This is a genomic window from Ruegeria sp. B10 (genome assembly GCF_056539825.1).
The window spans coordinates 176,212-201,993 of sequence record NZ_JBQFVP010000006.1 but is presented as its reverse complement, the minus strand read 5'-3'; the positions used below and the strand labels follow the sequence as shown (position 1 = coordinate 201,993).

Annotated in this window: 28 protein-coding genes; 21 read left to right on the top strand and 7 right to left on the bottom strand. The window is 59.5% G+C overall.

The window, feature by feature from the left end; all coding sequences use genetic code 11:
* Positions 1-8 precede the first annotated feature (8 nt).
* Both ACR0J4_RS10475 and moaA read right to left on the bottom strand, forming a co-directional pair.
* On the bottom strand, positions 9-1,331 hold the full coding sequence (locus tag ACR0J4_RS10475; protein ID WP_170643007.1) for a 3-deoxy-D-manno-octulosonic acid transferase: 1,323 nt from the start codon (positions 1,329-1,331) through the stop codon (positions 9-11).
* Between the two features lies 1 nt (position 1,332).
* Positions 1,333-2,340, bottom strand: coding sequence for a GTP 3',8-cyclase MoaA (gene moaA, locus ACR0J4_RS10470; RefSeq protein ID WP_170747315.1), 1,008 nt, complete (start codon positions 2,338-2,340; stop codon positions 1,333-1,335).
* Positions 2,341-2,430: 90 nt separating this feature from the next.
* Here moaA and ACR0J4_RS10465 point away from each other — a divergent pair, with 90 nt between their 5' ends.
* Positions 2,431-2,865 carry a hypothetical protein gene (locus ACR0J4_RS10465; protein WP_170375094.1) on the top strand — a complete coding sequence of 145 codons (435 nt, stop codon included), beginning with the start codon at positions 2,431-2,433 and terminating at the stop codon, positions 2,863-2,865.
* Here ACR0J4_RS10465 and ACR0J4_RS10460 read toward each other — a convergent pair.
* Genes ACR0J4_RS10460 through glmU form a run of 4 tightly spaced genes read right to left on the bottom strand, consistent with a single transcriptional unit; the run spans position 2,862 to position 7,269 of the window.
* Positions 2,862-3,539, bottom strand: coding sequence for a DNA alkylation repair protein (locus ACR0J4_RS10460; RefSeq protein WP_170375096.1), 678 nt, complete (start codon positions 3,537-3,539; stop codon positions 2,862-2,864). The two genes, ACR0J4_RS10465 and ACR0J4_RS10460, sit on opposite strands and share 4 nt — an antisense overlap.
* Before the next feature lie 3 nt (positions 3,540-3,542).
* The gene (locus ACR0J4_RS10455; RefSeq protein ID WP_170554295.1) at positions 3,543-4,085 is read right to left on the bottom strand and encodes a pyridoxamine 5'-phosphate oxidase family protein; all 543 of its coding nucleotides are present in this window, start codon (positions 4,083-4,085) and stop codon (positions 3,543-3,545) included.
* A gap of 3 nt (positions 4,086-4,088) precedes the next feature.
* Positions 4,089-5,912: a glutamine--fructose-6-phosphate transaminase (isomerizing) gene (glmS, locus tag ACR0J4_RS10450; protein ID WP_170643005.1), complete on the bottom strand. Its 1,824-nt coding sequence runs from the start codon at positions 5,910-5,912 to the stop codon at positions 4,089-4,091.
* Between the two features lie 4 nt (positions 5,913-5,916).
* Positions 5,917-7,269 (bottom strand): bifunctional UDP-N-acetylglucosamine diphosphorylase/glucosamine-1-phosphate N-acetyltransferase GlmU, encoded by a 1,353-nt coding sequence (glmU, locus tag ACR0J4_RS10445; RefSeq protein ID WP_170643004.1) that lies wholly within the window; start codon positions 7,267-7,269, stop codon positions 5,917-5,919.
* A gap of 134 nt (positions 7,270-7,403) precedes the next feature.
* Here glmU and ACR0J4_RS10440 point away from each other — a divergent pair, with 134 nt between their 5' ends.
* From ACR0J4_RS10440 to ACR0J4_RS10430, 3 genes are all read left to right on the top strand, one after another.
* Positions 7,404-8,075, top strand: coding sequence for an HAD-IA family hydrolase (locus ACR0J4_RS10440; protein WP_170643003.1), 672 nt, complete (start codon positions 7,404-7,406; stop codon positions 8,073-8,075).
* 39 nt (positions 8,076-8,114) lie between these two features.
* Positions 8,115-9,305 (top strand): DegT/DnrJ/EryC1/StrS family aminotransferase, encoded by a 1,191-nt coding sequence (locus tag ACR0J4_RS10435; protein WP_170643002.1) that lies wholly within the window; start codon positions 8,115-8,117, stop codon positions 9,303-9,305.
* Positions 9,306-9,475: 170 nt separating this feature from the next.
* A complete protein-coding gene (locus ACR0J4_RS10430; protein ID WP_170375107.1) occupies positions 9,476-10,642 on the top strand; it encodes an isovaleryl-CoA dehydrogenase in 1,167 nt (388 codons plus the stop codon).
* 48 nt (positions 10,643-10,690) lie between these two features.
* On the opposite strand, the gene ACR0J4_RS10425 is transcribed toward ACR0J4_RS10430, so the two are convergent.
* A complete protein-coding gene (locus ACR0J4_RS10425) occupies positions 10,691-11,296 on the bottom strand; it encodes an OmpW/AlkL family protein (protein WP_170375109.1) in 606 nt (201 codons plus the stop codon).
* Between the two features lie 137 nt (positions 11,297-11,433).
* On the opposite strand from ACR0J4_RS10425, the gene ACR0J4_RS10420 reads away from it, so the two are divergent.
* The 17 genes from ACR0J4_RS10420 (at position 11,434) to ACR0J4_RS10340 (ending at position 25,748) form a co-directional block, all read left to right on the top strand.
* Positions 11,434-12,960: an AMP-binding protein gene (locus ACR0J4_RS10420; protein ID WP_170643001.1), complete on the top strand. Its 1,527-nt coding sequence runs from the start codon at positions 11,434-11,436 to the stop codon at positions 12,958-12,960.
* Entirely contained in the window at positions 12,957-13,433 is a 477-nt protein-coding gene (locus ACR0J4_RS10415) for a hypothetical protein (RefSeq protein WP_170643000.1), read from the top strand. The genes ACR0J4_RS10420 and ACR0J4_RS10415 overlap by 4 nt, the downstream gene beginning before the upstream one ends.
* Positions 13,430-15,034 carry a carboxyl transferase domain-containing protein gene (locus ACR0J4_RS10410; RefSeq protein ID WP_170642999.1) on the top strand — a complete coding sequence of 535 codons (1,605 nt, stop codon included), beginning with the start codon at positions 13,430-13,432 and terminating at the stop codon, positions 15,032-15,034. The genes ACR0J4_RS10415 and ACR0J4_RS10410 overlap by 4 nt, the downstream gene beginning before the upstream one ends.
* Before the next feature lie 2 nt (positions 15,035-15,036).
* A complete protein-coding gene (locus ACR0J4_RS10405) occupies positions 15,037-15,705 on the top strand; it encodes a hypothetical protein (RefSeq protein WP_170642998.1) in 669 nt (222 codons plus the stop codon).
* 10 nt (positions 15,706-15,715) lie between these two features.
* On the top strand, positions 15,716-17,644 hold the full coding sequence (locus ACR0J4_RS10400; protein ID WP_170642997.1) for an acetyl-CoA carboxylase biotin carboxylase subunit: 1,929 nt from the start codon (positions 15,716-15,718) through the stop codon (positions 17,642-17,644).
* Positions 17,645-17,723: 79 nt separating this feature from the next.
* Positions 17,724-18,575 carry a hydroxymethylglutaryl-CoA lyase gene (locus ACR0J4_RS10395; RefSeq protein ID WP_170554316.1) on the top strand — a complete coding sequence of 284 codons (852 nt, stop codon included), beginning with the start codon at positions 17,724-17,726 and terminating at the stop codon, positions 18,573-18,575.
* 1 nt (position 18,576) lies between these two features.
* Positions 18,577-19,365, top strand: coding sequence for a crotonase/enoyl-CoA hydratase family protein (locus ACR0J4_RS10390; protein WP_170554318.1), 789 nt, complete (start codon positions 18,577-18,579; stop codon positions 19,363-19,365).
* Between the two features lie 186 nt (positions 19,366-19,551).
* Positions 19,552-19,917: an NADH-quinone oxidoreductase subunit A gene (locus ACR0J4_RS10385; RefSeq protein WP_170375125.1), complete on the top strand. Its 366-nt coding sequence runs from the start codon at positions 19,552-19,554 to the stop codon at positions 19,915-19,917.
* Positions 19,908-20,441 (top strand): NuoB/complex I 20 kDa subunit family protein, encoded by a 534-nt coding sequence (locus ACR0J4_RS10380; RefSeq protein ID WP_037307875.1) that lies wholly within the window; start codon positions 19,908-19,910, stop codon positions 20,439-20,441. The genes ACR0J4_RS10385 and ACR0J4_RS10380 overlap by 10 nt, the downstream gene beginning before the upstream one ends.
* Before the next feature lie 12 nt (positions 20,442-20,453).
* Positions 20,454-21,056 (top strand): NADH-quinone oxidoreductase subunit C, encoded by a 603-nt coding sequence (locus ACR0J4_RS10375; protein ID WP_170375126.1) that lies wholly within the window; start codon positions 20,454-20,456, stop codon positions 21,054-21,056.
* Between the two features lie 3 nt (positions 21,057-21,059).
* Complete coding sequence (locus ACR0J4_RS10370; RefSeq protein WP_170461080.1) at positions 21,060-21,233, top strand: hypothetical protein; 174 nt, start codon at positions 21,060-21,062, stop codon at positions 21,231-21,233.
* Between the two features lies 1 nt (position 21,234).
* Positions 21,235-21,357, top strand: coding sequence for a hypothetical protein (locus tag ACR0J4_RS10365; RefSeq protein WP_419738290.1), 123 nt, complete (start codon positions 21,235-21,237; stop codon positions 21,355-21,357).
* A complete protein-coding gene (locus tag ACR0J4_RS10360) occupies positions 21,357-22,580 on the top strand; it encodes an NADH-quinone oxidoreductase subunit D (protein WP_170642996.1) in 1,224 nt (407 codons plus the stop codon). The genes ACR0J4_RS10365 and ACR0J4_RS10360 overlap by 1 nt, the downstream gene beginning before the upstream one ends.
* Positions 22,580-23,686, top strand: a complete 1,107-nt coding sequence (gene nuoE, locus ACR0J4_RS10355; RefSeq protein ID WP_170554322.1) for an NADH-quinone oxidoreductase subunit NuoE — start codon at positions 22,580-22,582, stop codon at positions 23,684-23,686. The genes ACR0J4_RS10360 and nuoE overlap by 1 nt, the downstream gene beginning before the upstream one ends.
* 26 nt (positions 23,687-23,712) lie before the next feature.
* Entirely contained in the window at positions 23,713-23,934 is a 222-nt protein-coding gene (locus tag ACR0J4_RS10350; RefSeq protein ID WP_170467891.1) for a DUF5337 domain-containing protein, read from the top strand.
* A 12-nt stretch (positions 23,935-23,946) separates the two neighbouring features.
* On the top strand, positions 23,947-25,245 hold the full coding sequence (gene nuoF, locus ACR0J4_RS10345) for an NADH-quinone oxidoreductase subunit NuoF (protein ID WP_170554324.1): 1,299 nt from the start codon (positions 23,947-23,949) through the stop codon (positions 25,243-25,245).
* Positions 25,242-25,748, top strand: a complete 507-nt coding sequence (locus ACR0J4_RS10340) for a DUF3291 domain-containing protein (RefSeq protein ID WP_170554326.1) — start codon at positions 25,242-25,244, stop codon at positions 25,746-25,748. Before nuoF ends, ACR0J4_RS10340 begins: the two co-directional genes overlap by 4 nt.
* Positions 25,749-25,782: the final 34 nt, after the last annotated feature.

The window sequence follows — 25,782 nt, the reverse complement described above, 5'->3', positions numbered from 1 at the left end:
GGATATTTTCAGCCAGATGAAGAAGGATCCTTCGGCTCTAGGCTGAGTGTGGTGCAAAGCGTCTTAATCACGTTTTGCAACGCGTCTTTTTGGGTTGAGACGCAGGCGCGGGCGGCGGTGCGGGCTTGGGTCAGCGCCGCATCGTCTGACAGCCAGTTGTTGACGGCTTTCTCCAGATCTTCTGCAGTTTCGACCTGAACGGCCCCGCCGGTTTCGATCAGGGGTGCGAAAGTCTCGGCAAAATTGAAGTAGCCCGGACCGGTTATGACCGCAGCCCCGGCTTGAGCTGGTTCAAAAGGGTTGTGGCCGCCGATCTCATTAAGAGACCCGCCGAGAAAGACAATCGGGCAAAGCGCGTACCATGTGCCGGTTTCGCCAAGGGTATCAGCTACGTAGACCTTTGTCTCATTGGTGATCGAGTCGGTCTTGGTTCGGAAGACCGATGTGAGTTCGGCTTTGGTCAGGAGGGTTGCGACTTCCTCGCGCCGTTCCGGGTGCCGCGGTATCAGCAGTAGCAGCAAGTCTGGGTAGTGCTTCAGCAAGGCGTTATGGGCGGCCAGAACTGTTTCCTCTTCGCCTGCATGGGTCGAACTGGCGATCCAGACTGGTCGATCGCCGATCTGGCCTTGGATATCCGCCAGAGTGGCTTGATCCACCGGCAGAGGGTCTGACATCGCCTTAAGGTTGGTGCCGGGTTGGACGCGCTGTGGGTCCGCTCCGATGGCGATCAGGTTCTTGGCCGTTTTGTCATTCTGCGTCAGAAACAGCGCGAAATGGTCCAGGATGAAGCGCGCTGTATCGGGGCGCTTTTGCCACCCCGCCACGGACTTGTCGGATAAGCGTGCGTTCAGGAGACTCAAAGGTGTGCCGCGTCCAGCCGTTTCGACGATCAGGCGGGGCCAGATCTCGCTTTCTACGAATATGGCAGCATTTGGCGTCCAGTGATCCAGAAACCGTCGCACAGGCCCGGCGCTGTCCAAGGGTGGAAACTGATGTCGAGTGCGAGGGGGTAGTCGCTTGGCAATCAGCGCGGCTGACGTGGGCGTGCCGGAGGTGATCAGGAACTCGGTTCGCGGCAGGCGCTCGCCAAGCCGGTGGATCAGGCTGAGGACCGAGAGGCTTTCGCCGACGCTTGCGGCGTGAAACCAGATCAATTGTCCAGCGGGGCGGTCGAGGCTGGCATAGCCCAATCGCTCCTGTTGGCGCTTGTGCGAAACCTCGGCATCCTGCAGCTTTTTGCGCACGGTCGTCCAGGCCAAGGGCTGCGCGAGAAAGGTGACGCCGCAGTACAGCTTGTACAGCAGCGTCGGACGAACGTCAGAGCCGGGCATGTCAGCCGCCTGTGTGGCTCATGTGGCGGCTCATCTGGCCATCGACGGCCTGACGGGAATAGTCGAAATCATGGCCTTTGGGCTTTAGGTTGATCGCAGCGCGGATCGCCTCTTCCAAGGGTTTTTCCGTGTCCGGGTGATCGCGCAGCGGGGCGCGTAGGTCGGCCATGTCTTCTTGACCCAGGCACATGTAAAGCTCACCGGTGCAGGTCAGGCGCACGCGGTTGCAACTTTCGCAGAAATTATGTGACAGCGGGGTGATAAAGCCGATCTTCTGGCCAGTTTCTTCAAGCCGGACATAGCGCGCTGGACCTCCGGAGCGTTCGGCCAGATCGGTCACACCGTAGTGGTTTTCGTATTCCTTGCGCACATCTTTCAGCGACCAGTACTGGTCCAACCGGTCCTCGTTGCCGATGTCGCCCATTGGCATGACTTCGATCCAGGTCAGGTCCATGTCGCGTTCAGCACACCATTCGGTGATCTGGGGCAATTCGGGTTCGTTGAAGCCCTTCAGAGCCACCGCGTTGATCTTGACCCGCAGGCCCGCCTTTTGCGCCGCATCAATCCCGTTCACAACCTGTTTCAGACGCCCCCACCGCGTAACGGCTGCGAATTTGTCCTCATCCAGCGTGTCCAGCGAGATATTCACCCGCCGCACACCCGCCGCGTACAGATCATCGGCAAATCGCGCGAGCTGCGAGCCATTGGTTGTCAGCGTCAGCTCTTTCAGCGCGCCGCTTTCCAGATGACGGGTCATGGAGTTGAAGAACGTCATGATATTGCGACGCACGAGCGGTTCACCACCGGTGATGCGCAGTTTCTCAACGCCCATATTCACAAAGGTGGAACACATGCGGTCCAGCTCTTCCAGCGTCAGAAGCTCTTTCTTGGGCAGAAAGGTCATGTTCTCGGACATGCAATAGACACAGCGAAAGTCGCAGCGGTCGGTTACCGAGACGCGCAGATAGGTGATGGCACGGGCGAAAGGATCAATAAGCGGAGCAGTCATGCGGTATAGGTAAAGCTGGAATAGGCCCGCGACAAGAGTGAACTGTGCTTTGGTCTGGTACAGCTGCTTGAGCGGTAGTAGGTTCGGAGTATGAGAGAACTGCTTGTGATATCCTGCGTTTTGCTGGTCGGGTGCGATACCGTGCGTTCGACGACGGATCGTTTGTTGGGGCGCGATGAAGCGGCGGCAGAGGTAACGCCTGCTGCAGTGGAGACCGCACCTGCGGAGGCGGAAAGCTCAGCCTATATCCAGCCTGCAACCGCGACAGCGAACTGGACGGGTGCCAAGACGACCATTGCCGGGTTGGGCGATCCATCGACTCCGGGCCGCTGGATGCAGACACCCTTGGTCGATTCCGAGGTGACCGCGCGGGTTGTTGTGCCGAAAACCGGCGCGCAGGCTTATATCACTCTGGTTCCGGCCTCGGGGCCCGAGACGAGTGGCAGCCGTTTGTCACTAGATGCCATGCGGGCGTTGCTGGTGCCGTTTGATCAGTTGGTCGAGGTCGAGGTCTACGCCAACTAACCCTTCAGGTATTTTCCGGCCTCACGCCGGGCAAAGGGTTTCATCGCGTCGCCATGCGTTTCCAGAAAAGCCGCGACCCGGTTGGGATCATGTTTGGAGAGTTCCCGCAGCCACCACGCAATGGATTTCTGAATGAACCAGTTGCGGTCGGGCACATAGCCCGCAGCCCAACCGAGGATTCGATCGCGGCGCGCCAGATCTTCGGGCTTGGGATGGTTCTGTTTGGTCCAAGGCAGGGTCGAGACCAGAGCAGCTCGGCGGGTCCACATGTGGTCTGATGCGGTCCAAGTTTCAACCTGATCCAGCCGCACTGGATCGGCGCTCAGGCGTTTCTGGATGGCGGTGCAGGCGTGGTCGGCGATGGCCCATGCGTCGAAATCGGGCACCCAGCTTTGCAACAAAGCCCAGACATCTTCATCCGGGCGAATCCGCGCTTGTGTCAGCAGTTTGGAGGCCGCGACGCGCGCCTCATGGATGTTGGTCTGCCAGAGCGCATCCGCGAGGGTGACGCGTTCCAAAACCGATAAATCCTTGCGCCAGGCTTTGGTCAGATCGTTGAGCACCGGGACCGCGACGCCCAGATAGGGACGCTCGACCTTGTGATAGGCTGCGACCTGTTCCGCGCGCTCGGCATCGGCATGTGCCTTGATCTGATCCAGATAGGGGGCAAGCATGGTCTAGACCGGAACGCCGGTGGGTTTGCCGTCAATCGTCTGCTGGTTCTTCTCGACCCAATAAGCGCGGATATCATCGTCCGATTTGCCGTCGACCCATTTTTGCATCGTGTCGCGATCCGACTGGAATTCCATGAACGGAACCGCATAGCCGCAGGAGGTCTGCACCAGATCGATGCTGAGGTCATAGATCTGCCGCGCGCTGCGGTGGTTGGGGAAGTAGCCTGCCAGTTCGTCCCAGCCGTCATCCCCCGCATGCAGGGTGCGTGCGGTGCCATAGGTGCGCAGGATCAGCGGGCGGGTGGTGAAGGAGCACCACATCAGAGTCATCCGGTTGACCTCAAGCAGATGCCCGGCGGTTTCATTCCCGCTGCCGGTCAGGTTCATCCAGGCAATCCGGTTTGGCCCCAGAATACGCAGTGAATCCATGCCTTTGGGTGAGATATTGACCCGCCCCTCAACCCCGGCGCTGCCCACAAAAAACATGTGCTGGTCGGCGATGAATTTTTGATGCGTGTCGTCCAGATGGGGGAATTGCTTGGCCATGTCTTACTCCACAGTCACAGATTTCGCGAGGTTGCGCGGCTGGTCCACATCCGTCCCCTTGGCGACAGCTGTGTGATAGGCTAGCAACTGCGCCGGAACCGAGTAGAGGATCGGGGTTAGGTTCGTGTGGATATGGGGCATGCGGATCGTGCTCCAAACATCATCACCAGCCTCAACGATGCCGTCATCATCCGAGACAAGGATAACCTTGCCCTTGCGTGCCATCACCTCTTGCATATTCGAGACGGTCTTGTCGAAAACGGCGTCGCGCGGGGCCATGACCACCACCGGCATGTGCTTGTCGATCAGCGCGATGGGGCCGTGTTTCAATTCACCCGACGCATAGCCTTCGGCATGGATGTAGCTGATTTCCTTCAGTTTCAGCGCGCCTTCCATCGCCAGCGGGTACATTAGGCCACGGCCCAGGAACAGCACGTCACGCGCCTCGGACAGGCGCTGGGCGGATTTGCGGATGGCGCGGTTCTGATCCAAAGCGGCGTTCAGGGCCGAGGGCAAGCCGCGCAGGGCGGAGGCGTGATCGGCCAATTCTTCATCGCTCAGGGTTCCACGATCTGCCGCAGCTTTCAGCGCCAGCATCAGCAGCACGCTCAGCTGGCAAGTGAAGGCCTTGGTCGAGGCGACGCCGATCTCAACCCCTGCGTGGATGGGCAGGGCAATATCGCTTTCCCGCGCAATTGAGCTTTCGGGAACATTGACCACCGAAACGATCTTGTCGGCCTTACCCTCGCAATAGCGCAGCGCAGCCAGCGTATCGGCGGTCTCGCCTGATTGGCTTACGAACAAGGCCAGCGTGCGGTCGGTGATCGGAGGTTCGCGATAGCGGAATTCGCTGGCGATATCGACCTCGACCGGCATTTTCGCCAACTGCTCGAACCAGTATTTCGCTGTCAGGCAGGCATAGAAGGCCGTGCCGCAGGCGACCATGGTCAGGCGGTCCAGCTTGGTGAAATCCAGATCGGTCTCAGGCAGGACCACGCGGTCACCGCCGGTGGGCAGGTATGAGCGGATCGCCTCGGCCACGACCACCGGTTGCTCGGCGATTTCCTTGGCCATGAAGTGCTTGTGTTCGCCCTTGTCGGCGCGGGCCGTATCCAGCTTGATCTTGCGCATCTCGCGATTGGCCAGTTCACCGGCCTCGGTGCGTATCTCCAGCGAAGTGCGGGTCAGAACGGCGCGGTCGCCTTCTTCAAGATAGGTGATCTTGTTTGTCAGCGGAGCCAGGGCAATCGCATCTGAACCCACATACATCTCACCCTCTCCATGGCCGATCGCCAGCGGAGAGCCTTTGCGCGCGGCCACGATCAGGTCGTCCTGACCGTCGAACAGGAAGGCTAGCGCAAATGCGCCTTCCAGCTGGTCGATGGTCTTGAAGGCCGCTTCAACAGGTGGCAGACCGGTATTCAGGTAATGCGCGGCCATTAGGGCCACGGTTTCAGTGTCGGTCTCAGTCACGAAATCCACGCCGTGTCCGGCCAGTTCGGCACGCAGCTCGCGGTAGTTTTCGACGATGCCGTTGTGGACGACGGCGACGGACCCAGCTTTGTGTGGATGCGCGTTGGTGACCGACGGCGCGCCGTGCGTCGCCCAGCGGGTGTGCCCAATCCCGGATTTGCCGGGCAAAGGATCGTGGACCAGAAGGTCGCTCAAGTTCACCAGCTTGCCCACGGCCCGTCGGCGCCCCAACGCGCCATCGTTGACAGTCGCAATCCCGGCGCTGTCATAGCCGCGATATTCCAGCCGTTTCAGGGCTTCGACCAAAATGGGAGCGGCTTCATGCTGTCCCAGAACACCAACAATTCCACACATAAACTCAGGCCTCTTTATCGCGGCGAGCCTTTTTCGCCTTTAACATATCAAACAATTTGCGCGCATAGCCGGGCTTGTTCTCCTGCTTGGCGCGCGCGACGGCCAGTGCCTCGGCTTCCACGTCTTTGGTCACGACCGTACCGGTTGCCGTCATTGCGCCATCGCCTACGCTAACGGGGGCTACGAGCATGGTGTTGGAGCCAATAAAGACACCCTCTCCAATCGTCGTCTTGTGCTTCATCACGCCGTCATAATTACAGGTGATCGTGCCCGCCCCGATATTCGAACCCGCACCAACCGAGGCATCCCCGATATAGCTGAGGTGATTAACCTTTGCGCCCTCGGCGATCTCGGCATTCTTGATCTCGACGAAATTGCCGATGCGTGCGTTTTCTGCCAGTTCCGTGCCGGGGCGCAAGCGGGCGTAGGGGCCTATGATGGCCCCTCGGCTGACATGGCAGCCTTCCAGATGCGAAAACGCCCGGATCGTTGCGCCGCTTTCGACAGTCACGCCGGGGCCGAAGACCACATTCGGTTCGATCACTGTATCGCGCCCGATGACTGTATCGGCAGCAAGGTAGACGGTTTCCGGGGCCATCAGCGTGACCCCCAAATCCAGCAACTCTGCCCGTGCTTGGTTCTGAAACACCGAATCCGCCGCGGCCAGATCTGCGCGAGAGTTCACGCCCAGCGTCTGCGCCTCATTGCAGGCGACCGCTGTCACGCTCAAATCGCGGGAGCGGGCGATTTCGACCACATCCGTTAGGTAGTATTCGCCGGAGGCGTTGTCGTTGCTGACCGCATCAATAAGGGACATCAAGGTTTCCGCGTTGCAGGCCAACAGACCCGAGTTGCAGAAGGTGATCGCGCGTTCTTCATCCGAGGCATCTTTGAACTCGACGATCCGCTCCAACGTTTCGCCGTTCATCACCAGGCGGCCGTAGCGTGATGGGTCGGCGGCTTCAAAGCCCAGAATCACCAGATCATTCTGCGCGCGCGCTTCAATCATCCGCTCGAGTGTGTCGGGTTGAAGGAAGGGCGTGTCGCCGTAGAGAACCACGACATCGCCATCAAACCCCTCCAGCGCATCGCGGGCCTGCGCGACTGCATGCGCGGTTCCCAGTTGCTCCTCTTGCACGGCGATCTGCGCGTTCTCGTCCTCGGCCTGTGCGATTTTGGCGACGGCTTCGGACCCGTGGCCCGTAACGATCACGGTGCGCTCAGGCGACAGCACCGAACCGGCGCGCATGGCGTGAACCAGCATCGGAACCTGAGCGATCGGGTGCAGGACTTTTGGGATGTCCGAATTCATCCTGGTGCCTTTCCCGGCGGCAAGGATGACAAGGGCAGTGGTCATGAAATCGTTTTCTCTTTGTGTTTTGTTGCCGTCCGTTTTATCCGCTGAGGGCAAAGGCGCAAGCCGTTCGGCCATCAAACTAGATTGCCGATTGCAACAGGACATGGCGGAAATCTGCCGAGCAAGGAGGCGCAATGCGCACGGTCATCTTCGATCTGGACGGCACTTTGGCGGATACATCGGGCGATTTGCTGGCCGCCGCAAACCATTGTTTTCGCGAGATGGGGCATGGCGATGTTCTGGTTCACGGACAGGATGCTGGCATCGCCGTACGCGGCGGGCGGATGATGCTGACGCACGGATTGAAGCGCGTTGGGGCCTATGATGAAGGCACGGTTGACGCATATTATCCGGTCTTGCTGGAGGCCTATGCGCAGGACATCGACACCCACACGCAGTTCTACCCCGGTGCTTTGGAGGCGGTCGAGACCCTGAAAACCGCAGGTTATGGCGTTGGGATCTGCACCAACAAGCCCGAACGTCTGGCGCATCAATTGCTCAGTCAGATGGGGGTGCTGGATCACTTCGCCTCGTTGGTTGGTGCGGACACTCTACCGGTGCGCAAACCCGACCCCGAGCCTCTGCGCGAGGCCGCGCGGCGTGCAGGTGGGCATCCGGGCCTGTGCGTTCTGATCGGGGATTCTGATACCGACCGCAATACCGCGAAGGCGGCCGGGGTGCCCTCGGTTCTGGTCACGTTCGGCCCCTCAGGCGACGATATGGCCGCTTTGGAACCTGAAGCCTTGCTGCATCATTTCGACGATCTGCCCGATCTTGTGGCCGACTTGATCGGTGCGGCGGCTTGATCCCTTGACCCAGACCGGATGGAGCCCCAGAACTAGGCCATGACTGAGACATTCACTGGCAGCTTCACCCAGCAAGAACCCATCCCGGACGAGGCGGTCGAGGCCGCTCTGACCGTTCTGCGACACGGGCGTCTTCATCGCTACAACGTCGTGCCTGGCGAATTGGGCGAGACCGCGCTGCTGGAGCAGGAATTCGCAGCCCAGATGGGGGCGAAGTATTGTCTTGCCGTATCGTCGGGTGGCTATGCTTTGGCGACCGCCTTGCGGGCCGTGGGTGTGCAGCCCGGCGAGCCGGTGCTGACCAACGCGTTTACTCTGGCCCCTGTGCCGGGGGCAATTGCTTCGGTCGGGGCCAAGCCGGTTTTTGTTGGCGTGACCGAAGGTCTGACCATTGATCTGGAGGATCTGGAGGCCAAGCTGGATCAGGCGCGAGTTCTGATGCTCAGCCATATGCGTGGCCATCTGTGCGACATGGATCGGTTGATGCAGCTCTGCGATGCGGCAGGCGTTGTCGTGATCGAGGATTGCGCCCATACGATGGGGGCCGCGTGGCGCGGGCAGCTCTCGGGTCGGCAAGGGGCCGTTGGGTGTTATTCGTGTCAGACCTATAAGCATGTTAATTCGGGCGAGGGTGGTCTGCTGGTCACCGATGATGAGGAGCTTGCGGCCAAAGCCACGATGTTGTCGGGGTCCTATATGCTCTATGAACGACATCTGGCTGCGCCGGGGCCAGAGGTGTTCGAGCGGATAAAATACACCACGCCGAACGTTTCGGGCCGTATGGACAACCTGCGCGCTGCGATTTTGCGCCCTCAGCTAAGGGATTTGGATCGGCAGGTTGGCCGGTGGAACGAGCGCTATCAGGCCATTGAAGACGGTCTGCGGGGAACGCCCGGCCTGACGATGGTCGAGCGTCCCGAGGCAGAGACTTATGTGGGGTCGTCAATCCAGTTCCTGTTGCTCGACTGGCTCCCTGAGCGGATTGCTGAGGTGATCAGCCGCTGCGCCAGCCGCGGGGTAGAGCTGAAATGGTTCGGCGGTGCCGAGCCCATCGGGTTTACCTCACGCTATGACAGTTGGCGCTATGCCGAGAGTGAGCGGATGCCTGCTTCGGACCGGGTTCTGGCGGGGATCATGGATATGCGCGTGCCCCTGACCTTTTCGCTGGAAGACTGCCAGTTAATAGCCCGTATCATCCGGGCTGAGGTCGGAGCCGTCTACCAATCTTAATCTAATTGAGTGCGCCTGCAGCGCACGCTTGATTTTTTGGGATACGCCGCCCCGGTTCGGGCGGCGTTTTGCGTGTTGGAACCGGCGTACCCGGAATGATTGACCCGCCGCAGATTCGCTGGTATCCAGTTATTGAACACTTGTTCATTAATGCTGAGAGGAGAGCGTCAATGTTCATGGCGAGTATGCAATTCGATCTGGGCGAGGACGTGAATGCGCTGCGCGAGATGGTGCATCGTTGGGCGCAGGAGCGGGTCAAGCCGATGGCGGCTGAGGTCGATGCATCGAACGCGTTCCCCAATGAGCTTTGGACCGAGATGGGCGCGCTGGGCCTTTTGGGCGTGACCGTGCCCGAGGAATATGGTGGCGCTGGCATGTCCTATCTGGCGCACACGATCGCGATTGAGGAGATCGCACGGGCCTCGGCCTCGGTCTCGCTATCCTATGGCGCGCATTCGAACCTCTGCGTGAACCAGATCAAGCTGAACGGCACGGAAGAGCAAAAACAAAAATACCTCCCACGCCTGATCTCGGGCGAACATGTGGGCGCTCTGGCGATGTCCGAACCCTCGGCGGGATCAGATGTGGTGTCGATGAAGCTGCGCGCCGAGAAGCGCAATGATCACTACCGCCTGAACGGGAACAAGTACTGGATCACCAACGGGCCGGACGCGGATACTCTGGTGGTCTACGCTAAAACCGACCCGGATGCGGGATCGAAAGGGATCACCGCGTTTCTGATCGAGAAAGAGATGACGGGATTCTCGACCTCACCCCATTTCGACAAGCTTGGGATGCGTGGGTCCAACACCGCAGAACTGATCTTTGAAGACGTAGAAGTACCGTTCGAGAATGTTCTGGGCGAAGAGGGCAAGGGTGTTGCCGTTCTGATGTCCGGCCTCGACTACGAACGTGTCGTGCTGGCCGGGATCGGAACCGGCATCATGGCCGCATGTCTGGATGAAATCATGCCCTATCTGGCCGAGCGCAAGCAGTTCGGGAAACCCATCGGCATGTTCCAACTGATGCAGGGCAAGATCGCGGATATGTACACCGCGATGAACTCGGCCCGGGCTTACGTGTATGAGGTCGCCAAGGCCTGCGACCGGGGGGATGTGACCCGTCAGGACGCGGCGGCGTGCTGTCTCTATGCTTCTGAGGCGGCAATGACGCAGGCGCATCAGGCCGTTCAGGCGATGGGAGGGGCGGGGTTCCTGTCAGACGCTCCGGTCAGCCGGATCTTCCGGGATGCCAAGCTGATGGAGATCGGGGCCGGGACCAGCGAAATCCGCCGCATGCTGATCGGGCGCGAATTGATGGGCGAAATGCTTGGGTAAGAAAGCGCCCCGCAGCCGAGGGAACTGCGGGGCGTTTCGATCAAAGGATCAGAAGCGATGGACGTAGGATACGCCGACCAGCCAAGGATCGATTTCCGCGGTACCGATATCAGCACCGTTCAGTTTGACGTCCGAGTCGATATCGAACCAACGCACGTTCAAACGGACAGCGCCTTGTTCAGTGATCTGATAATCCAAACCAGCCTGAAGCGACAAACCGAACGAGTTGTCCAGTTCCAGGTCGCCCAGCGGAGAGCTTTCTTCAAAGAAGATAGTGTAGTTGAGGCCTGCGCCGACATAGGGCTTCCAAGCGCTGTTGGTCGGGAAGTGGTAGTTCAGCGACAAGGTGGGGGGCAGGTGCTTGGTGCTGCCGGCGTCGGTGCTGCCTCCCAAGGTGATATCGTGTTCAAACGGCGTGGAGGCCAGCAATTCGATACCCAGGTTGTCCCGGATGAAGTATTCGACGGTAAAGATCGGACGGGTGTCGTCGTCGACCTCGGCGTCAAAACCGGCCAGCGTTCCGTTGTCAGATTTAGGGTCCAGGTAGCCGACACCGAAACCAACGGTCCAGTCACCTTGCGATTGGGCGAGTGCGGGGCCAGCCAGCGCGACCAGCGCGGTGGAGAGGGTCAAAGCGGCGAGTTTATTGGTCATTGTTCTGCCTTTGGTTCAGTTGATGACCGCTGTTTTGCACGGGCGCTGCCTGCGCTCTCTGATCTGAGTCAAATTTGCGTGAGCGCACCCGGCAAGTGTGACATAACTGCAGGTCCCGAAAATAAAGGAAAATTTTGATGTCAGGCGATCTGCGCATACCGGGTTTGCGCTCGGCGGGTGGCTGGGATGTCCCCGATCGGCTGAACATGGCGCGCCAGTGTCTGAACCATCCGCCCGAACAGGTCGCCTTGGTCGATCCGACCGAGGGCGAGGAGCGGCCGGTAACTTACGGTCAACTGCACGAGATGGCCGATGGGCTTGCGCAGGCACTCTTGCCCAAGGTTCAGACCGGTGACCGGGTTGGCGTTCTGCTCAGCCAGTCTCCTTGGTGTGCGGCGGCGCATCTTGCGATCTGGAAGATCGGTGCGATTTCGGTGCCTCTATTCAAGCTGTTCAAACAAGACGCGCTGCGCTCCCGTGTGGCGGATGCCGGGGCAGGGATCGTTCTGACAGATGCCGAGGGCGCGGTGCTGCTGGGTGATCTGGCCGAGCCTATAATCGCCCCTGAGGTCGCCCAACCCGGCCCAGAGCTGCCCTTTGCGGATACCGGCCCCGAAGACCCCGCCGTGCTGATCTATACTTCGGGTACGACCGGCAGCCCTAAGGGTGCTCTGCACGGGCACCGCGTGCTGACCGGTCATCTACCCGGCGTTTCGATCAGTCACAATCACCTGCGCGCGGGGGATTGCCTTTGGACTCCGGCGGATTGGGCCTGGATTGGAGGGCTGTTCGATGTCCTGATGCCGGGCCTCGCGCTGGGCATCCCAGTGGTGGCCTCACGGCTGGACAAATTCACCCCCGAAGCCTGTGCCGATGTGATCGCGCGTGGCGGCGTGCGCAACGTGTTCTTCCCTCCGACCGCGCTGCGGATGCTGAAAGCGGCGGATCAGAGCATCCCCGGCCTGCGTTCGGTCGCGTCAGGGGGTGAGCCTCTGGGCGCCGAGATGCTGGCGTGGGGTCAACAGGCCTTTGGACTGACGATCAACGAGTTCTACGGCCAGACCGAATGCAACATGGTCGTCTCGTCCTGTGTCGAGGATTTCCCGGTGCGTCCCGGCTTTATCGGCAAACCGGTTCCGGGCCATAAGGTAGCGGTGATTGATGAGGACGGAACACCCACGACGGACGAGGGTGACGTGGCAATCCGGCGCGGCTCGGCCTCGATGCTGCTTGAATACTGGAACCGGCCCGAGGCCACGGCTGAGAAGTTCCGGGGGGATTGGCTGATCACCGGAGACCGAGGTGTGTGGGAGGGCGACTACCTGCGCTTCGTCGGGCGCGATGATGACGTGATCACCTCCGCCGGGTACCGCATCGGCCCCGCCGAGATTGAAGATTGCTTGCTGACCCACCCTGCTGTGGCAACGGTCGGCGTGGTCGGCAAACCCGACCCACTGCGGACCGAGATCGTGAAGGCCTATGTGGTGTTGAAACCCGGGGCCGAGGCCTCAGGGCCGGAGTTGCAGGAGTGGGTCAAGGACCGTCTGGCGCAGTATTCCTATCCGCGGGAGGTGACGTTTTTGGAGGAGCTTCCGATGACCGTGACGGGGAAGGTCATCCGGAAGGAACTGAAGGCGCGGGCCGCTGGGGAGGTCCCATTATGAAAAACTTGATCTGCGCACTTTCCTTAGTTTTGTCTAGCGTTTGCACTGCGCATGCAGAAAGTACGGACAAACCGATTAGTGTTTTGAAATGGTTCAACGGGTGTGCATTTTTAAGTCAACCCGAGAACGGTATGACGATGGACACCAATTGTGTGAGCACTGCAGTCGAATACTGCACAATCGGACGCGTTGAAGAAGATCGAGTTCAATGTTTGGTAGAGCTTTCTGAACATGTCAGTGGAATCTGGAAAGAGATAGAATCCAATTTGCCGGAAAGCATTGGAGGGTCCGGCTGGGGAGCTCGAAACTATGAACGCAAGTACCTCCGGTTAGTCCAAGAGGAGTTCGATGTTTGCGATGCATCTCCTAGAGAAGAAATTCCCTCGGATACGTGGTGCAAGATGTATTTGAATGCAGGACGTTGGGTGGAGTGGCGGCACCTGCAAAGACTAGCCGATGAGGTAGCCAAATGAAACTAACGTCCAAAGCCATGCCCGCCTCTGAGGGCTTCAATGCAAACCGCTCCGCCCATCTCGAAGCGTTGGCGCAAATTTCAACTGCCGCAGAAGCCGCTCGAATGGGCGGTGGCGAGAAATCTCGCGCGCGGCACGTCTCTCGGGGCAAGATGCTTCCCAGACGCAGGGTGGCGAACCTGCTCGATCCAGGGTCTCCGTTTCTAGAGATCGGCGCGACGGCGGCTCATGGTATGTATGGCGACGCCGCGCCCTGCGCCGGGGTCATCGCGGGCATTGGCCGGGTACAGGGGCGCGAGGTCATGGTGGTATGCAACGACGCCACCGTGAAGGGCGGCACATACTATCCAATGACTGTCAAAAAACACCTCCGCGCGCAGGAGATTGCCGAGGAGAACCATCTGCCCTGTATTTATTTGGTGGATAGCGGCGGTGCGAACCTGCCTAATCAGGATGAGGTCTTCCCTGACCGCGACCACTTTGGCCGTATCTTCTATAACCAAGCGCGGATGAGCGCGAAGGGGATTGCTCAGATCGCTGTGGTGATGGGCTCTTGTACTGCGGGTGGGGCCTATGTGCCCGCGATGTCGGACGTGACCATCATCGTGAAAGAACAGGGTACGATCTTTCTGGCCGGGCCGCCTCTGGTGAAAGCGGCAACTGGCGAGGTTGTGAGTTCCGAAGATCTGGGCGGCGGCGATGTCCATACCCGCCTGTCCGGCGTGGCGGACTATCTGGCCGAGGATGACGCCCACGCGCTGGCTTTGGCACGTCGGGCTGTCGGCTCGTTGAACCTACGCACACCGCAGACGGTCGATTGGGCCAGCCCGGAGGACCCAGCTTATGACCCCGAGGAAATCCTCGGCGTTGTTCCCGCTGACCTGCGCACGCCCTACGACATCCGCGAGGTGATCGCGCGTCTGGTCGATGGCTCTCGGTTCGATGAGTTCAAGCCGCGCTTTGGCGAGACGCTGGTAACTGGCTTTGCCCATGTCAAAGGCTGCCCCGTCGGGATCATCGCCAACAATGGCGTGCTGTTTTCCGAGGCCGCGCAGAAGGGCGCGCATTTTGTTGAGCTATGTTCTCAGCGTCGCATCCCGCTGGTGTTCCTGCAGAACATCACTGGCTTTATGGTCGGTCGTAAGTACGAAAACGAAGGCATCGCGCGGCATGGGGCCAAGATGGTGACGGCGGTGGCAACAACCTCGGTGCCGAAGATCACAATGCTGGTCGGAGGGTCCTTCGGGGCCGGGAACTATGGCATGGCCGGTCGCGCCTATCAGCCTCGGTTCCTGTGGACTTGGCCGAACTCAAGGATTTCCGTGATGGGCGGAGAGCAGGCGGCAGGCGTTCTGGCCACCGTCAAGCGTGACGGGATCGAGCGGCAGGGTGGGACGTGGTCCGCCGAGGAAGAGGCCGAATTCAAACGTCCGACTTTGGATATGTTCGAGGAGCAGTCTCATCCGCTCTATGCCTCTGCTCGGTTGTGGGATGATGGCATCATCGACCCACGCAAATCGCGCGATGTCCTGGCATTGTCATTGAGCGCCGCTCTGAACGCCCCGATCGAGGAAACACGTTTCGGCGTGTTCAGGATGTGACCATGGACCTGAAGAAAAAACTTTGGGACACAATCCCGGAACTCAAAATCCCCGATTTGACCACACGGGCCGAAATCTCGGTCTATTTGGTCCACAACTCTCGGGATCCTGAGGACTATTTTTTCTTGTTTGATTTTGAGGAGTTCGTAGATCGGTCAAATGGCGGCTACTTCGTGCGCCCAGTCATTCGGATTTTAGCAGGTCGAGATGACTTTAGCCGGACACGATTTGCACGTGAGTTTCGTGTGGTATTTGCACGCGAATTCGATCGGATGCGTGCTGAACTCGCGGCAAAGAAGGGAAAACGGGGCTGGCTGAGCTGGAGCTTTGGTCTGAATTCGGCAGTCGATATTGTTGGCGGGCTGGTCGGAAACCTCGTTTTGGCGGCAGCAATGTCCGTGGGCAAAAGAGTCTTAGGTGACATATCGCTTCCGCGTATTTTGTCGGGGAAAAGCGATGAGGCAAAGCTGGCTGACGAAATTGATCGTACCAAGGTTAAAGTAGAACGGGCATTGGCCGAGATCGAAATCACAATTCATCCCGAGCTCTACTATCACGCCTATCGTGATGGTCATCTTGGTAAAATCAGCGGAATGGACCGCGATGCGTGGCCGCTGCCTGACTATGTCAGGGCGCATCTGCAAGACGAAAAAAGCGGTTCTTGGTGGTAGGGGCTCCCAGATGTTCAATAAAATCCTAATCGCAAACCGTGGCGAGATTGCTTGTCGGGTCATTGAAACCGCTCAGAAAATGGGTGTGTCCTGTGTTGCTGTCTATTCGGATGCGGATGCCACGGCGAAGCATGTGCAGATGGCAGATGAGGCGGTGAATATCGGCGGGGCCGCTCCGGCTGAAAGCTATCTAAAGGGGGATGTGATCATCCAGGCGGCGCTCGAGACCGGGGCGCAGGCGATCCATCCCGGCTATGGGTTTCTGTCCGAGAACCCGGATTTTGTGGATGCGGTTGAGGCCGCAGGGCTGACATTCATTGGTCCCTCGGCGGATGCGATCCGTAAGATGGGTCTTAAGGATGCGGCCAAGGCTTTGATGGAGGAGGCAGGCGTTCCCGTTGTGCCCGGATATCACGGTGACAATCAGGACCCCGCTCATCTGGCCGAGGCAGCCGCGGCCATTGGCTATCCCGTGCTGATCAAGGCGGTTGCAGGCGGCGGCGGCAAAGGTATGCGGTTGGTCGAGACTCCCGAAGCTTTCTCAGACGCTCTGGACAGCGCGCGCGGTGAGGCTAGGACCGCCTTTGGCAATGACGCGGTTCTGGTTGAAAAATTCGTAGCCAAACCTCGGCATATCGAGGTTCAAGTTTTCGGCGACGGCACCCATGCGGTGCATCTGTTTGAACGGGACTGCTCGCTTCAACGGCGGCATCAGAAGGTGATCGAAGAGGCTCCGGCCCCCGGGATGACGGCTGAGATGCGCGAGGCGATGGGGCAGGCCGGTGTGCGTGCGGCAGAGGCAATCGGCTACAAAGGTGCCGGGACGGTTGAGTTCATTGTCGACGCGTCCGAAGGGCTGCGGCCGGATCGCTTCTGGTTCATGGAGATGAACACGCGACTGCAGGTTGAACATCCGGTGACTGAGTCGATTACGGGCGTTGATCTGGTCGAATGGCAGTTGCGCGTAGCAGCGGGAGAAAGCCTTCCGAAGCAGCAGAACGACCTGTCGATCAATGGTCACGCGTTTGAGGCGCGGCTCTATGCCGAGGATGTGCCCAAGGGCTTTTTGCCCGCAACGGGAACTCTGACCCATCTGCGGTTTCCGCTTGAATGCCGCGCGGATAGTGGTGTGCGGGCGGGGGATACGATCAGCCCCTGGTATGATCCGATGATCGCCAAGGTCGTCGTGCATGGTCCGACTCGCGCGGTCGCGCTTGAGAGCCTGCATCGCGCCCTGCGTCAAACCGAGGTTGCCGGGACGGTGACCAATCTGGCCTTCCTTGGCGCTCTGACTCGCCATGGTGGGTTTGCCTCGGGCGACGTGGATACGGGTCTGATCGGGCGCGATCTGGAGGATCTGGTAAGGACGTCAGGCACGACCAATGCCTCGGTTGTGGCCGCGGCGATGACAGCGCTGGGGCTAACAGAGACGACCTCAGAGGCTGGCTTCACCCTGTGGGGACCGTTGCGCCGGGCAGTGCAGCTGATGCGCGACGGAGAGGTCATTGATCTGGATGTTCAGGTCGAAAGCCCGCATCGGCAGGTCTGGACTGTGAATGGCGCGCAGGTGGTTGCGCAGCGCAATGGTGGCTGGACCATTGATGGACAACGCATGCCCAATGTCGCCGTCTCTGGGCCTCAGGTCACGGTGTTTGAAGACTATGGGCAGATGTTCGAAATCGTTGACCCCTTGGATCGCGATGCCAGCGCTGCAGGAGATACCAATGTGATCGAGGCGCCGATGCCGGGACTGGTCAAGGCCGTCTTCGCCTCGGCTGGGCAGGCCGTGAAAGAGGGCGACCGGCTGGCGATTCTGGAAGCCATGAAGATGGAGCATTCACTGCTCGCTGCCCGCGATGGTGTGGTGGCCGAGGTGTTGGCAGACGCAGGTGCGCAGGTTGAGGCCGGGGCGGCCCTTGTTCGCTTGGCCGAGGATTGATCTGTTCGGTCCGTGCATTGCGTGGCACAGTCGGGCCATCCGAATTTAAAACGAAAAGAAGCCGGGGAGGGATGCACTGATGAAAGAACGAGTAGAGATATTCGAGGTCGGGCCAAGGGATGGGCTTCAGAACGAAAAGCGCGAGATTCCGGTGGCCGAGAAGGTGGCGCTGGTCGATTGCCTGAGCCGCGCCGGGTTCAACCGAATTGAGGTTGCCAGTTTCGTGTCCCCTAAATGGGTGCCCCAGATGGCAGGAAGCGGCGCGGTTCTGGCTGGAATCAAACGGGCCGAGGGCGTGCGTTATGCGGCGTTGACGCCGAACATGCGCGGCTATGAAGACGCGCTGGCGGCCAAAGCGGATGAGATCGCAGTGTTTGCATCAGCCTCCGAGGGGTTCTCAAAAGCCAACATCAACGCGACCATCGCGGAATCCATCGAACGGTTCGTACCGATCCTTGAGGCTGCGCGCCATATCGACCTGCCGGTCCGGGGCTATGTCTCATGCGTGACCGATTGCCCCTATGACGGTCCGACCCCACCCGAAAAAGTGGCAGAGGTCGCGGACGCTCTGTTCGCGCATGGTTGCTATGAGATTTCGCTGGGCGATACGATCGGGCAGGGAACCCCGGACAAGATCGCGCATATGCTGCTGGCAGTGCGCGACAGGGTGCCCGTTACCCGGCTTGCGGGCCATTTCCACAACACCAATGGGCGCGCGATGGACAATATTGATGCCTCGCTCGCGCTGGGCGTGCGGGTGTTTGACGCTGCGGTCGGTGGCTTGGGTGGATGCCCTTATGCACCCGGCGCAGCTGGCAATGTGGCGACTGAGGCCGTCGCTGCCCATCTGGAGCGGCTGGGATATGAGACCGGTCTGGACGCAGCAGTTTTGGACGAAGCCGCGCAGATTACGCAGGCCATGAGGGGCTGACATGTTTGAAACAATTGCGGTCGTCGCGGATGACCGGGGTGTCGCGACGCTGACCCTGTCGCGAGCCGAAAAGCACAACGCCATGTCGGCGCTGATGATCAGCGAATTAACCCAGGCAGCGGCGCAGCTGGGCTGCGATGAGGCGGTGCGTGTTGTTGTGCTGACCGGCTCCGGCAAAAGCTTCTGCGCCGGGGGCGATCTGGGGTGGATGCGCGATCAGATGGCTGCGGATGCCGAGACCCGATTTACCGAGGCGCGCAAACTGGCGGAAATGCTTAAGGCGCTGAACGAGATGCCAAAACCTCTGATTGGTGCATTGCAAGGCAACGCGTTTGGCGGTGGAGTTGGGCTTGCTTCGGTCTGCGACGTCGCGGTGGGCGTTGACACCCTGAAAATGGGCCTGACCGAGACCCGGTTGGGCTTGATCCCAGCGACGATTGGGCCTTACGTGATCGCGCGAATGGGTGAGGCCCGCGCGCGGCGTGTTTTCATGTCGGCGCGTTTGTTTGACGCGGCAGAGGCGGTGGAGCTTGGCCTTTTGGCAAAAGCGGTGCCAAGTGATGAGCTGATGCGCGCTGTCGAGGATGAAATCACCCCCTACCTGTCCTGTGCGCCGGGGGCTGTGGCGTCGGCTAAGGCCTTGGTTCAAAACCTCGGTCCGCGTCTTGACGACAGTGTGATTGACCATACCATCCAAGCGTTGGTCGCCCGATGGGAGACGCCTGAAGCACGCGAAGGCATCGAAGCTTTCTTTGAAAAACGTAACCCCAAGTGGAATAACAAAGTTTAACTTGGGACGTCTATTGTCCGCTGATGCGAAATCCGGGTGATTCCCGAAGGTCTGTCAAGGGGATGAATGACGTGGTGCGCGCTTGTGTTCGGTTGACCCTCTGACCGCGCGGGGCTAGAGAAAGTCGAGTCAACACGCCAATTGACGGCGCCCTCCGAAAGGGGATGCGCAGGAAAGGAGCTAGACGTGGAAGACCTGCTGCGGGAGTATCTCCCTATTCTGGTGTTTCTGGCCGTAGCCATCGGCCTGGGAATTGTCCTGATTCTGGCAGCTGTCGTTCTGGCAGTTCGCAACCCCGATCCCGAAAAAGTAAGCGCCTATGAATGCGGCTTCAACGCGTTTGATGACGCTCGGATGAAGTTCGATGTGCGCTTCTATCTGGTTTCGATCCTCTTCATCATTTTCGACCTCGAAATTGCTTTCCTGTTCCCTTGGGCCGTGGGCTTCAAGGACATCAGCGATGTGGGATTCTGGTCGATGATGGTCTTCTTGGGCGTTTTGACCATCGGCTTTGCCTATGAATGGAAGAAGGGGGCCTTGGAATGGGAGTGATGACGGGTGCAAATACCGCCGGCGTCGACAAAGAAGTCGCCACCCAGGCCCTCAATGCCGAGCTGCAGGACAAAGGTTTCCTGCTGACCTCGACCGAAGACATCATCAATTGGGCGCGGACGGGCAGCTTGCATTGGATGACCTTCGGTTTGGCCTGTTGCGCGGTTGAGATGATGCACACCTCGATGCCGCGCTATGACGCGGAACGGTTTGGCATCGCGCCGCGTGCCTCGCCGCGCCAGTCTGATGTGATGATCGTGGCCGGTACGCTGACCAACAAGATGGCTCCTGCGCTGCGTAAGGTCTACGACCAGATGCCAGAGCCGCGCTACGTGATCTCGATGGGGTCCTGCGCCAATGGTGGCGGCTACTACCACTATTCTTATTCGGTTGTTCGCGGCTGTGACCGTATCGTTCCGGTGGATATCTACGTCCCCGGCTGCCCTCCGACCGCCGAGGCGCTGCTGTACGGCTTGATGCAGTTGCAACGCAAAATCCGCCGTACCGGCACGATCGTGCGCTAAGGGAGAGGGCGGATGAGCGAAGCACTCAAAGAACTCGGTACGCATCTGGAGCTGAAACGGTCCGACTGTGTGTTGTCTTGGGATGTCACGCATGGTGAGCTGAATGTGGATGTGGCGCCGTCAAACCTTGTGGAATTCATCGAATTCCTCAAAAGCGACCGCTCCTGCCAGTTCTCAACGCTGGTTGATATCACGGGCGTAGACTACCCCGAACGGGCGAAGCGGTTCGACGTGGTCTATCACTTCCTGTCGATGTACCAGAACCAGCGCATTCGCCTGCGGGTTTCCATAAGGGAAGAGGACATGGTGCCCTCGATCGTCGATACGCATCCCTCGGCCAACTGGTTCGAGCGTGAGGTTTTCGACATGTTCGGCATCTTGTTCTCGGGCCATCCGGACCTGCGGCGCATCCTGACCGACTACGGGTTCCGCGGCTACCCGCTGCGTAAGGATTTCCCGACCACAGGCTACACCGAGGTCCGCTATGACGAAGCGCAGAAACGCGTGGTATATGAACCCGTCAGCCTCGTGCAGGAATACCGTCAGTTTGATTTCATGTCCCCATGGGAAGGTGCCAACTACATTCTTCCAGGGGATGAAAAACAGGAGTCGTAAGCCATGGAGTTCCTGATCTGGATCGCTTTCACGATCGCCACGATCATCCCGATGCTGAAACTGCTGCCGCATTTCGGGATCGAGAAGTTCTGGGCGTTTGCCTGTGTCATCCCGATTGGAACGCTGATCCTTTTGTGGATCATGGCCATGAAGCTGCAAGAGATGGAGCGTCGCTGAGATGCTGGGGGAACTGATCATTTTGGGCGCTCTTGGGGTGCTGCTTGCCGGCGCCGCAGCCAAGGCAGCTGAGGCCGAGAAGGTCCGGGTGCGCGCGGACGCGAAGAAAAAGCGGGGGCGGTGATGGACGGCTCAAGATATGATGACGGCAGCACGGACGCGCTGAGCGGCGAGCAGAAAATCCGAAACTTCAACATCAACTTCGGCCCGCAACACCCTGCCGCACATGGAGTTTTGCGTTTGGTGCTTGAGCTGGACGGAGAGATCGTCGAACGCTGCGATCCGCATATCGGCTTGCTGCACCGTGGCACCGAAAAGCTGATGGAAAGCCGGACGTATCTGCAGAACCTGCCGTATTTCGACCGTCTGGATTACGTGGCGCCGATGAACCAGGAACATGCTTGGTGTCTGGCGATTGAGAAATTGACTGACGTGGAAGTGCCGCGCCGTGGCTCGTTGATCCGGGTTCTGTATTCTGAGATTGGGCGTATTCTGAACCATCTGCTGAACGTGACCACGCAAGCGATGGATGTAGGCGCTCTGACCCCGCCGCTGTGGGGTTTTGAAGAACGCGAAAAGCTGATGGTGTTCTATGAGCGCGCCTGTGGTGCCCGCCTGCACGCCGCCTATTTCCGCCCCGGCGGCGTCCATCAGGACCTCCCGCCCGAACTGTTGGATGATATCGAGACATGGAGCCACGAATTCCCCGCCGTTCTCGACGACATTGACGGGTTGTTGACCGAAAACCGCATCTTCAAGCAACGCAACGCCGATATTGGCGTCGTGACCGAGGATGACATTCAGAAATACGGTTTCTCGGGCGTGATGGTCCGTGGATCAGGTCTGGCATGGGACCTGCGCCGCGCGCAGCCCTACGAATGCTATGACGAGTTCGAGTTCCAGATCCCCGTCGGCAAGAATGGCGACTGCTATGACCGTTACCTCTGCCGCATGGAAGAGATGCGCCAGTCACTGCTGATAATCCGTCAGGCCATCGCCAAAATCCGCGAATGCCCGGGCGACGTTCTGGCGCGTGGCAAGATCACCCCGCCGAAACGCTCGGACATGAAGACCTCGATGGAGAGCCTGATCCATCACTTCAAGCTTTACACCGAAGGCTTCCACGTCCCTGCGGGTGAGGTTTATGCCGCCGTCGAGGCCCCCAAGGGCGAGTTCGGCGTCTATCTTGTCGCCGACGGCACCAATAAACCCTACCGCGCCAAACTCCGCGCACCGGGATTCCTGCATCTGCAAGCCATGGATCACGTCGCCAAAGGCCACCAACTGGCTGACGTCGCCGCCATCATCGGCACCATGGACGTCGTATTTGGAGAGATTGACCGCTAATGCTCCGCCGTCTTCATCCCGAACAACCTGATAGCTTTGCCTTCACCGCTGCCAACCAGAAATGGGCCGAAGCGCAGATCACCAAATACCCTGAGGGCCGCCAAGCCAGTGCGGTGATCCCTCTGCTTTGGCGCGCGCAAGAGCAGGAGGGCTGGCTGTCCCGCCCGGCAATTGAATCCGTCGCCGACATGCTGGGCATGGCCTATATTCGCGTGCTCGAGGTCGCCTCGTTCTACTTCATGTTCCAACTGCAGCCGGTCGGCTCTGTGGCGCATATTCAGGTGTGTGGCACGACCTCATGCATGATTTGCGGTGCCGAGGATCTTATTGCGGTCTGCAAGGAAAAGATCGCAGCCAAGCCACACGTGCTATCCGCCGATGGCAAGCTGAGCTGGGAAGAGGTGGAATGCCTCGGGTCCTGTACGAATGCTCCGATGGCGCAGATTGGCAAGGATTACTACGAAGACCTGACCGCCGAGAGCTTTGGCAAGATCGTTGACGATCTGGCAGCAGGTAAAGTTCCCACGCCCGGCCCTCAGAACGGGCGTTATGCCGCTGAGCCTTTGAAAGGCCTCAGCAGCCTGACGGAACATGAGGCTGGAAAGCCAGAACACAATGCCAGCGTGGCCTTGGCGGCCGAACTGGGCGATACGGTCAAGCGGATCGACGGGACCGAGGTTCCGATCCTCACGCCCTGGCTGGGGAAAGACGGCAAACAGGCCGGAGCCTCGGCGGCAGCGAAACCGCCGAAAGCGCCTGAGCCACCGAAACCTGCCGTGAAACAGGCCGCTGAGGCCAAAGCGAAAGAAGTCGAAGAAGATAAACCCCGAACGCTGACTGAGGCGCGTGGGGGCCTGCCGGATGACCTCAAGATGCTCAAAGGTGTGGGGCCAAAGCTGGAAGAGACGCTGAACGATCTGGGCTTTTTCCACTATGATCAGATCGCGGCCTGGACGCCTGGGCACGTGGCCTGGGTGGATGCGCGATTGAAGTTCAAGGGCCGGATCGAACGCGATGGCTGGATTGAGCAAGCGGCCAAGCTGGCCGTTGGGGATGAGACCGAATTCGCCAAACGTGCCAAGGAAGACGGCACTTACGAAGACTAAACGCCCTGCAAGGGCTCAAGGACGAGATGGACAAGGACAAAGAACAAGCCATAGCCCGCAAGGGCCGTCATATAGGCATCGTCATCGCCGTGACGATGGTGGTTTGGCTTGGCATGACTTTGTTCATTGGCCCTGCAATTGGAATGCCGGGGCGCTATGCGCTGCTATTTGATTTCGCCGCTTTGGCCGGGTTCATCTATGCAGGCGTCAACATATTTCAACTCTGGCGCATGCGTCAGGACAGCTGAGGGTAACACGCGATGCTGAAGGATCAGGACCGGATCTTTACCAATATCTACGGGATGCACGAGCGTACTCTGCGCGGCGCGCAGGCCCGAGGGCATTGGGATGGCACCGCTGGCCTGATCGAAAAGGGCCGGGATTGGATCATCCAGACGATGAAAGACTCGGGCCTGCGTGGGCGCGGTGGCGCGGGCTTCCCAACTGGCCTGAAATGGTCGTTCATGCCAAAAGAGAGCGACGGGCGCCCGTCTTATCTGGTCGTGAATGCGGACGAATCCGAGCCGGGTACCTGCAAAGACCGTGAGATCATGCGCCACGATCCACATACGCTGATCGAAGGCTGCCTGATTGCCTCTTTCGCGATGAATGCGCACACCTGCTATATCTACCTGCGCGGCGAATATATCCGCGAGCGTGAGGCGCTGCAGGCCGCGATTGATGAGGCTTATGACGCCGGGCTGTTGGGCAAGAACGCGGCTGGTTCGGGCTGGGATTTCGACATCTTCCTGCATCACGGCGCGGGCGCTTACATCTGCGGCGAAGAAACTGCGCTTATCGAAAGCCTTGAGGGCAAGAAGGGCATGCCACGCATGAAGCCTCCGTTCCCGGCGGGGGCTGGCCTCTATGGTTGCCCGACCACGGTGAACAACGTGGAGTCCATCGCCGTTGTACCGACCATCCTGCGCCGGGGCGCGGATTGGTTCGCGGGCTTTGGTCGTCAGAATAATGCGGGCACCAAGCTGTTTGCAATCTCGGGCCATGTGAACAACCCTTGCGTCGTCGAAGAGGCGATGTCGATCCCGTTCGAGCAGCTGATCGAAACCCATTGCGAAGGCATTCGTGGCGGCTGGGATAACCTATTGGCCGTCATTCCGGGTGGATCGTCCGTTCCGTGCGTGCGCGGTGAAAACATGCGCGATGCGATCATGGATTTCGACTATTTGCGTGGTGAACTGGGCTCGGGCCTTGGGACGGCAGCGGTGATCGTGATGGACAAGTCCACCGACATAATCAAGGCGATCTGGCGGTTGTCGAAATTCTACAAGCACGAAAGCTGCGGCCAGTGTACGCCTTGTCGAGAAGGCACCGGCTGGATGATGCGCGTGATGGACCGCCTTGTGCGCGGCGAGGCGGAGCTGGAAGAGATCGACATGCTGTTTGACGTGACCAAACAGGTCGAAGGCCACACGATCTGCGCCTTGGGCGATGCGGCGGCCTGGCCGATCCAGGGCCTGATCCGCAACTTCCGCGAAGAGATCGAGGACCGCATCAAGGCGCAGAAATCAGGCCGCATGGGGGCTATGGCAGCGGAATGATCAGGCAGCCCGACGGATATCATCTGGCCGAACTGAATATTGGCCGCCTGCTTGCTCCGACGGATGACCCTCGGGTGGCTGAGTTCATGGCCAATCTCGACAAGGTCAACGGCTTGGGCAAGCGGATGCCGGGCTTTGTATGGATGATGGAAGGCTCGGGCGAACCGGGAACCGGGAATACGGAAAACGCAATTGGGGGCGATCCTCAATTTGTTGCCAACCTGACGGTCTGGGAAGATGTCGCGAGCCTTGAGACATTTGTCTGGGGCACCATACACAAACAGTTTTATGACCGCCGTCAGGAGTGGTTTGAACTGCTGGGGGATCAGCATTTCGTCATGTGGTGGGTGCCCGCAGGGCACCAGCCGGATCTGGATGAAGCCATGGCGCGGCTAGAGTGTCTGCGCCAGGAAGGTCCAAGTGAACACGCCTTTGGATGGGCGGATTTGAAACAAGCAAGCAAGTGGCGCGACAATCGTTGCGCTCAGGTCGCAGCGGAGTGAGCGGGATGACACACCATTCTGATTGCGCGCGCAG

Coding starts and splice junctions, on each gene's coding strand:
- ACR0J4_RS10475 (WP_170643007.1), bottom strand. CDS start 1,331: ATGCCCGGCTCTGACGTTCGTCCGACGCTGCTGTACAAGCTGTACTGC.
- moaA (WP_170747315.1), bottom strand. CDS start 2,340: ATGACTGCTCCGCTTATTGATCCTTTCGCCCGTGCCATCACCTATCTG.
- ACR0J4_RS10465 (WP_170375094.1), top strand. CDS start 2,431: ATGAGAGAACTGCTTGTGATATCCTGCGTTTTGCTGGTCGGGTGCGAT.
- ACR0J4_RS10460 (WP_170375096.1), bottom strand. CDS start 3,539: ATGCTTGCCCCCTATCTGGATCAGATCAAGGCACATGCCGATGCCGAG.
- ACR0J4_RS10455 (WP_170554295.1), bottom strand. CDS start 4,085: ATGGCCAAGCAATTCCCCCATCTGGACGACACGCATCAAAAATTCATC.
- glmS (WP_170643005.1), bottom strand. CDS start 5,912: ATGTGTGGAATTGTTGGTGTTCTGGGACAGCATGAAGCCGCTCCCATT.
- glmU (WP_170643004.1), bottom strand. CDS start 7,269: ATGACCACTGCCCTTGTCATCCTTGCCGCCGGGAAAGGCACCAGGATG.
- ACR0J4_RS10440 (WP_170643003.1), top strand. CDS start 7,404: ATGCGCACGGTCATCTTCGATCTGGACGGCACTTTGGCGGATACATCG.
- ACR0J4_RS10435 (WP_170643002.1), top strand. CDS start 8,115: ATGACTGAGACATTCACTGGCAGCTTCACCCAGCAAGAACCCATCCCG.
- ACR0J4_RS10430 (WP_170375107.1), top strand. CDS start 9,476: ATGTTCATGGCGAGTATGCAATTCGATCTGGGCGAGGACGTGAATGCG.
- ACR0J4_RS10425 (WP_170375109.1), bottom strand. CDS start 11,296: ATGACCAATAAACTCGCCGCTTTGACCCTCTCCACCGCGCTGGTCGCG.
- ACR0J4_RS10420 (WP_170643001.1), top strand. CDS start 11,434: ATGTCAGGCGATCTGCGCATACCGGGTTTGCGCTCGGCGGGTGGCTGG.
- ACR0J4_RS10415 (WP_170643000.1), top strand. CDS start 12,957: ATGAAAAACTTGATCTGCGCACTTTCCTTAGTTTTGTCTAGCGTTTGC.
- ACR0J4_RS10410 (WP_170642999.1), top strand. CDS start 13,430: ATGAAACTAACGTCCAAAGCCATGCCCGCCTCTGAGGGCTTCAATGCA.
- ACR0J4_RS10405 (WP_170642998.1), top strand. CDS start 15,037: ATGGACCTGAAGAAAAAACTTTGGGACACAATCCCGGAACTCAAAATC.
- ACR0J4_RS10400 (WP_170642997.1), top strand. CDS start 15,716: ATGTTCAATAAAATCCTAATCGCAAACCGTGGCGAGATTGCTTGTCGG.
- ACR0J4_RS10395 (WP_170554316.1), top strand. CDS start 17,724: ATGAAAGAACGAGTAGAGATATTCGAGGTCGGGCCAAGGGATGGGCTT.
- ACR0J4_RS10390 (WP_170554318.1), top strand. CDS start 18,577: ATGTTTGAAACAATTGCGGTCGTCGCGGATGACCGGGGTGTCGCGACG.
- ACR0J4_RS10380 (WP_037307875.1), top strand. CDS start 19,908: ATGGGAGTGATGACGGGTGCAAATACCGCCGGCGTCGACAAAGAAGTC.
- ACR0J4_RS10375 (WP_170375126.1), top strand. CDS start 20,454: ATGAGCGAAGCACTCAAAGAACTCGGTACGCATCTGGAGCTGAAACGG.
- ACR0J4_RS10370 (WP_170461080.1), top strand. CDS start 21,060: ATGGAGTTCCTGATCTGGATCGCTTTCACGATCGCCACGATCATCCCG.
- ACR0J4_RS10365 (WP_419738290.1), top strand. CDS start 21,235: ATGCTGGGGGAACTGATCATTTTGGGCGCTCTTGGGGTGCTGCTTGCC.
- ACR0J4_RS10360 (WP_170642996.1), top strand. CDS start 21,357: ATGGACGGCTCAAGATATGATGACGGCAGCACGGACGCGCTGAGCGGC.
- nuoE (WP_170554322.1), top strand. CDS start 22,580: ATGCTCCGCCGTCTTCATCCCGAACAACCTGATAGCTTTGCCTTCACC.
- ACR0J4_RS10350 (WP_170467891.1), top strand. CDS start 23,713: ATGGACAAGGACAAAGAACAAGCCATAGCCCGCAAGGGCCGTCATATA.
- nuoF (WP_170554324.1), top strand. CDS start 23,947: ATGCTGAAGGATCAGGACCGGATCTTTACCAATATCTACGGGATGCAC.
- ACR0J4_RS10340 (WP_170554326.1), top strand. CDS start 25,242: ATGATCAGGCAGCCCGACGGATATCATCTGGCCGAACTGAATATTGGC.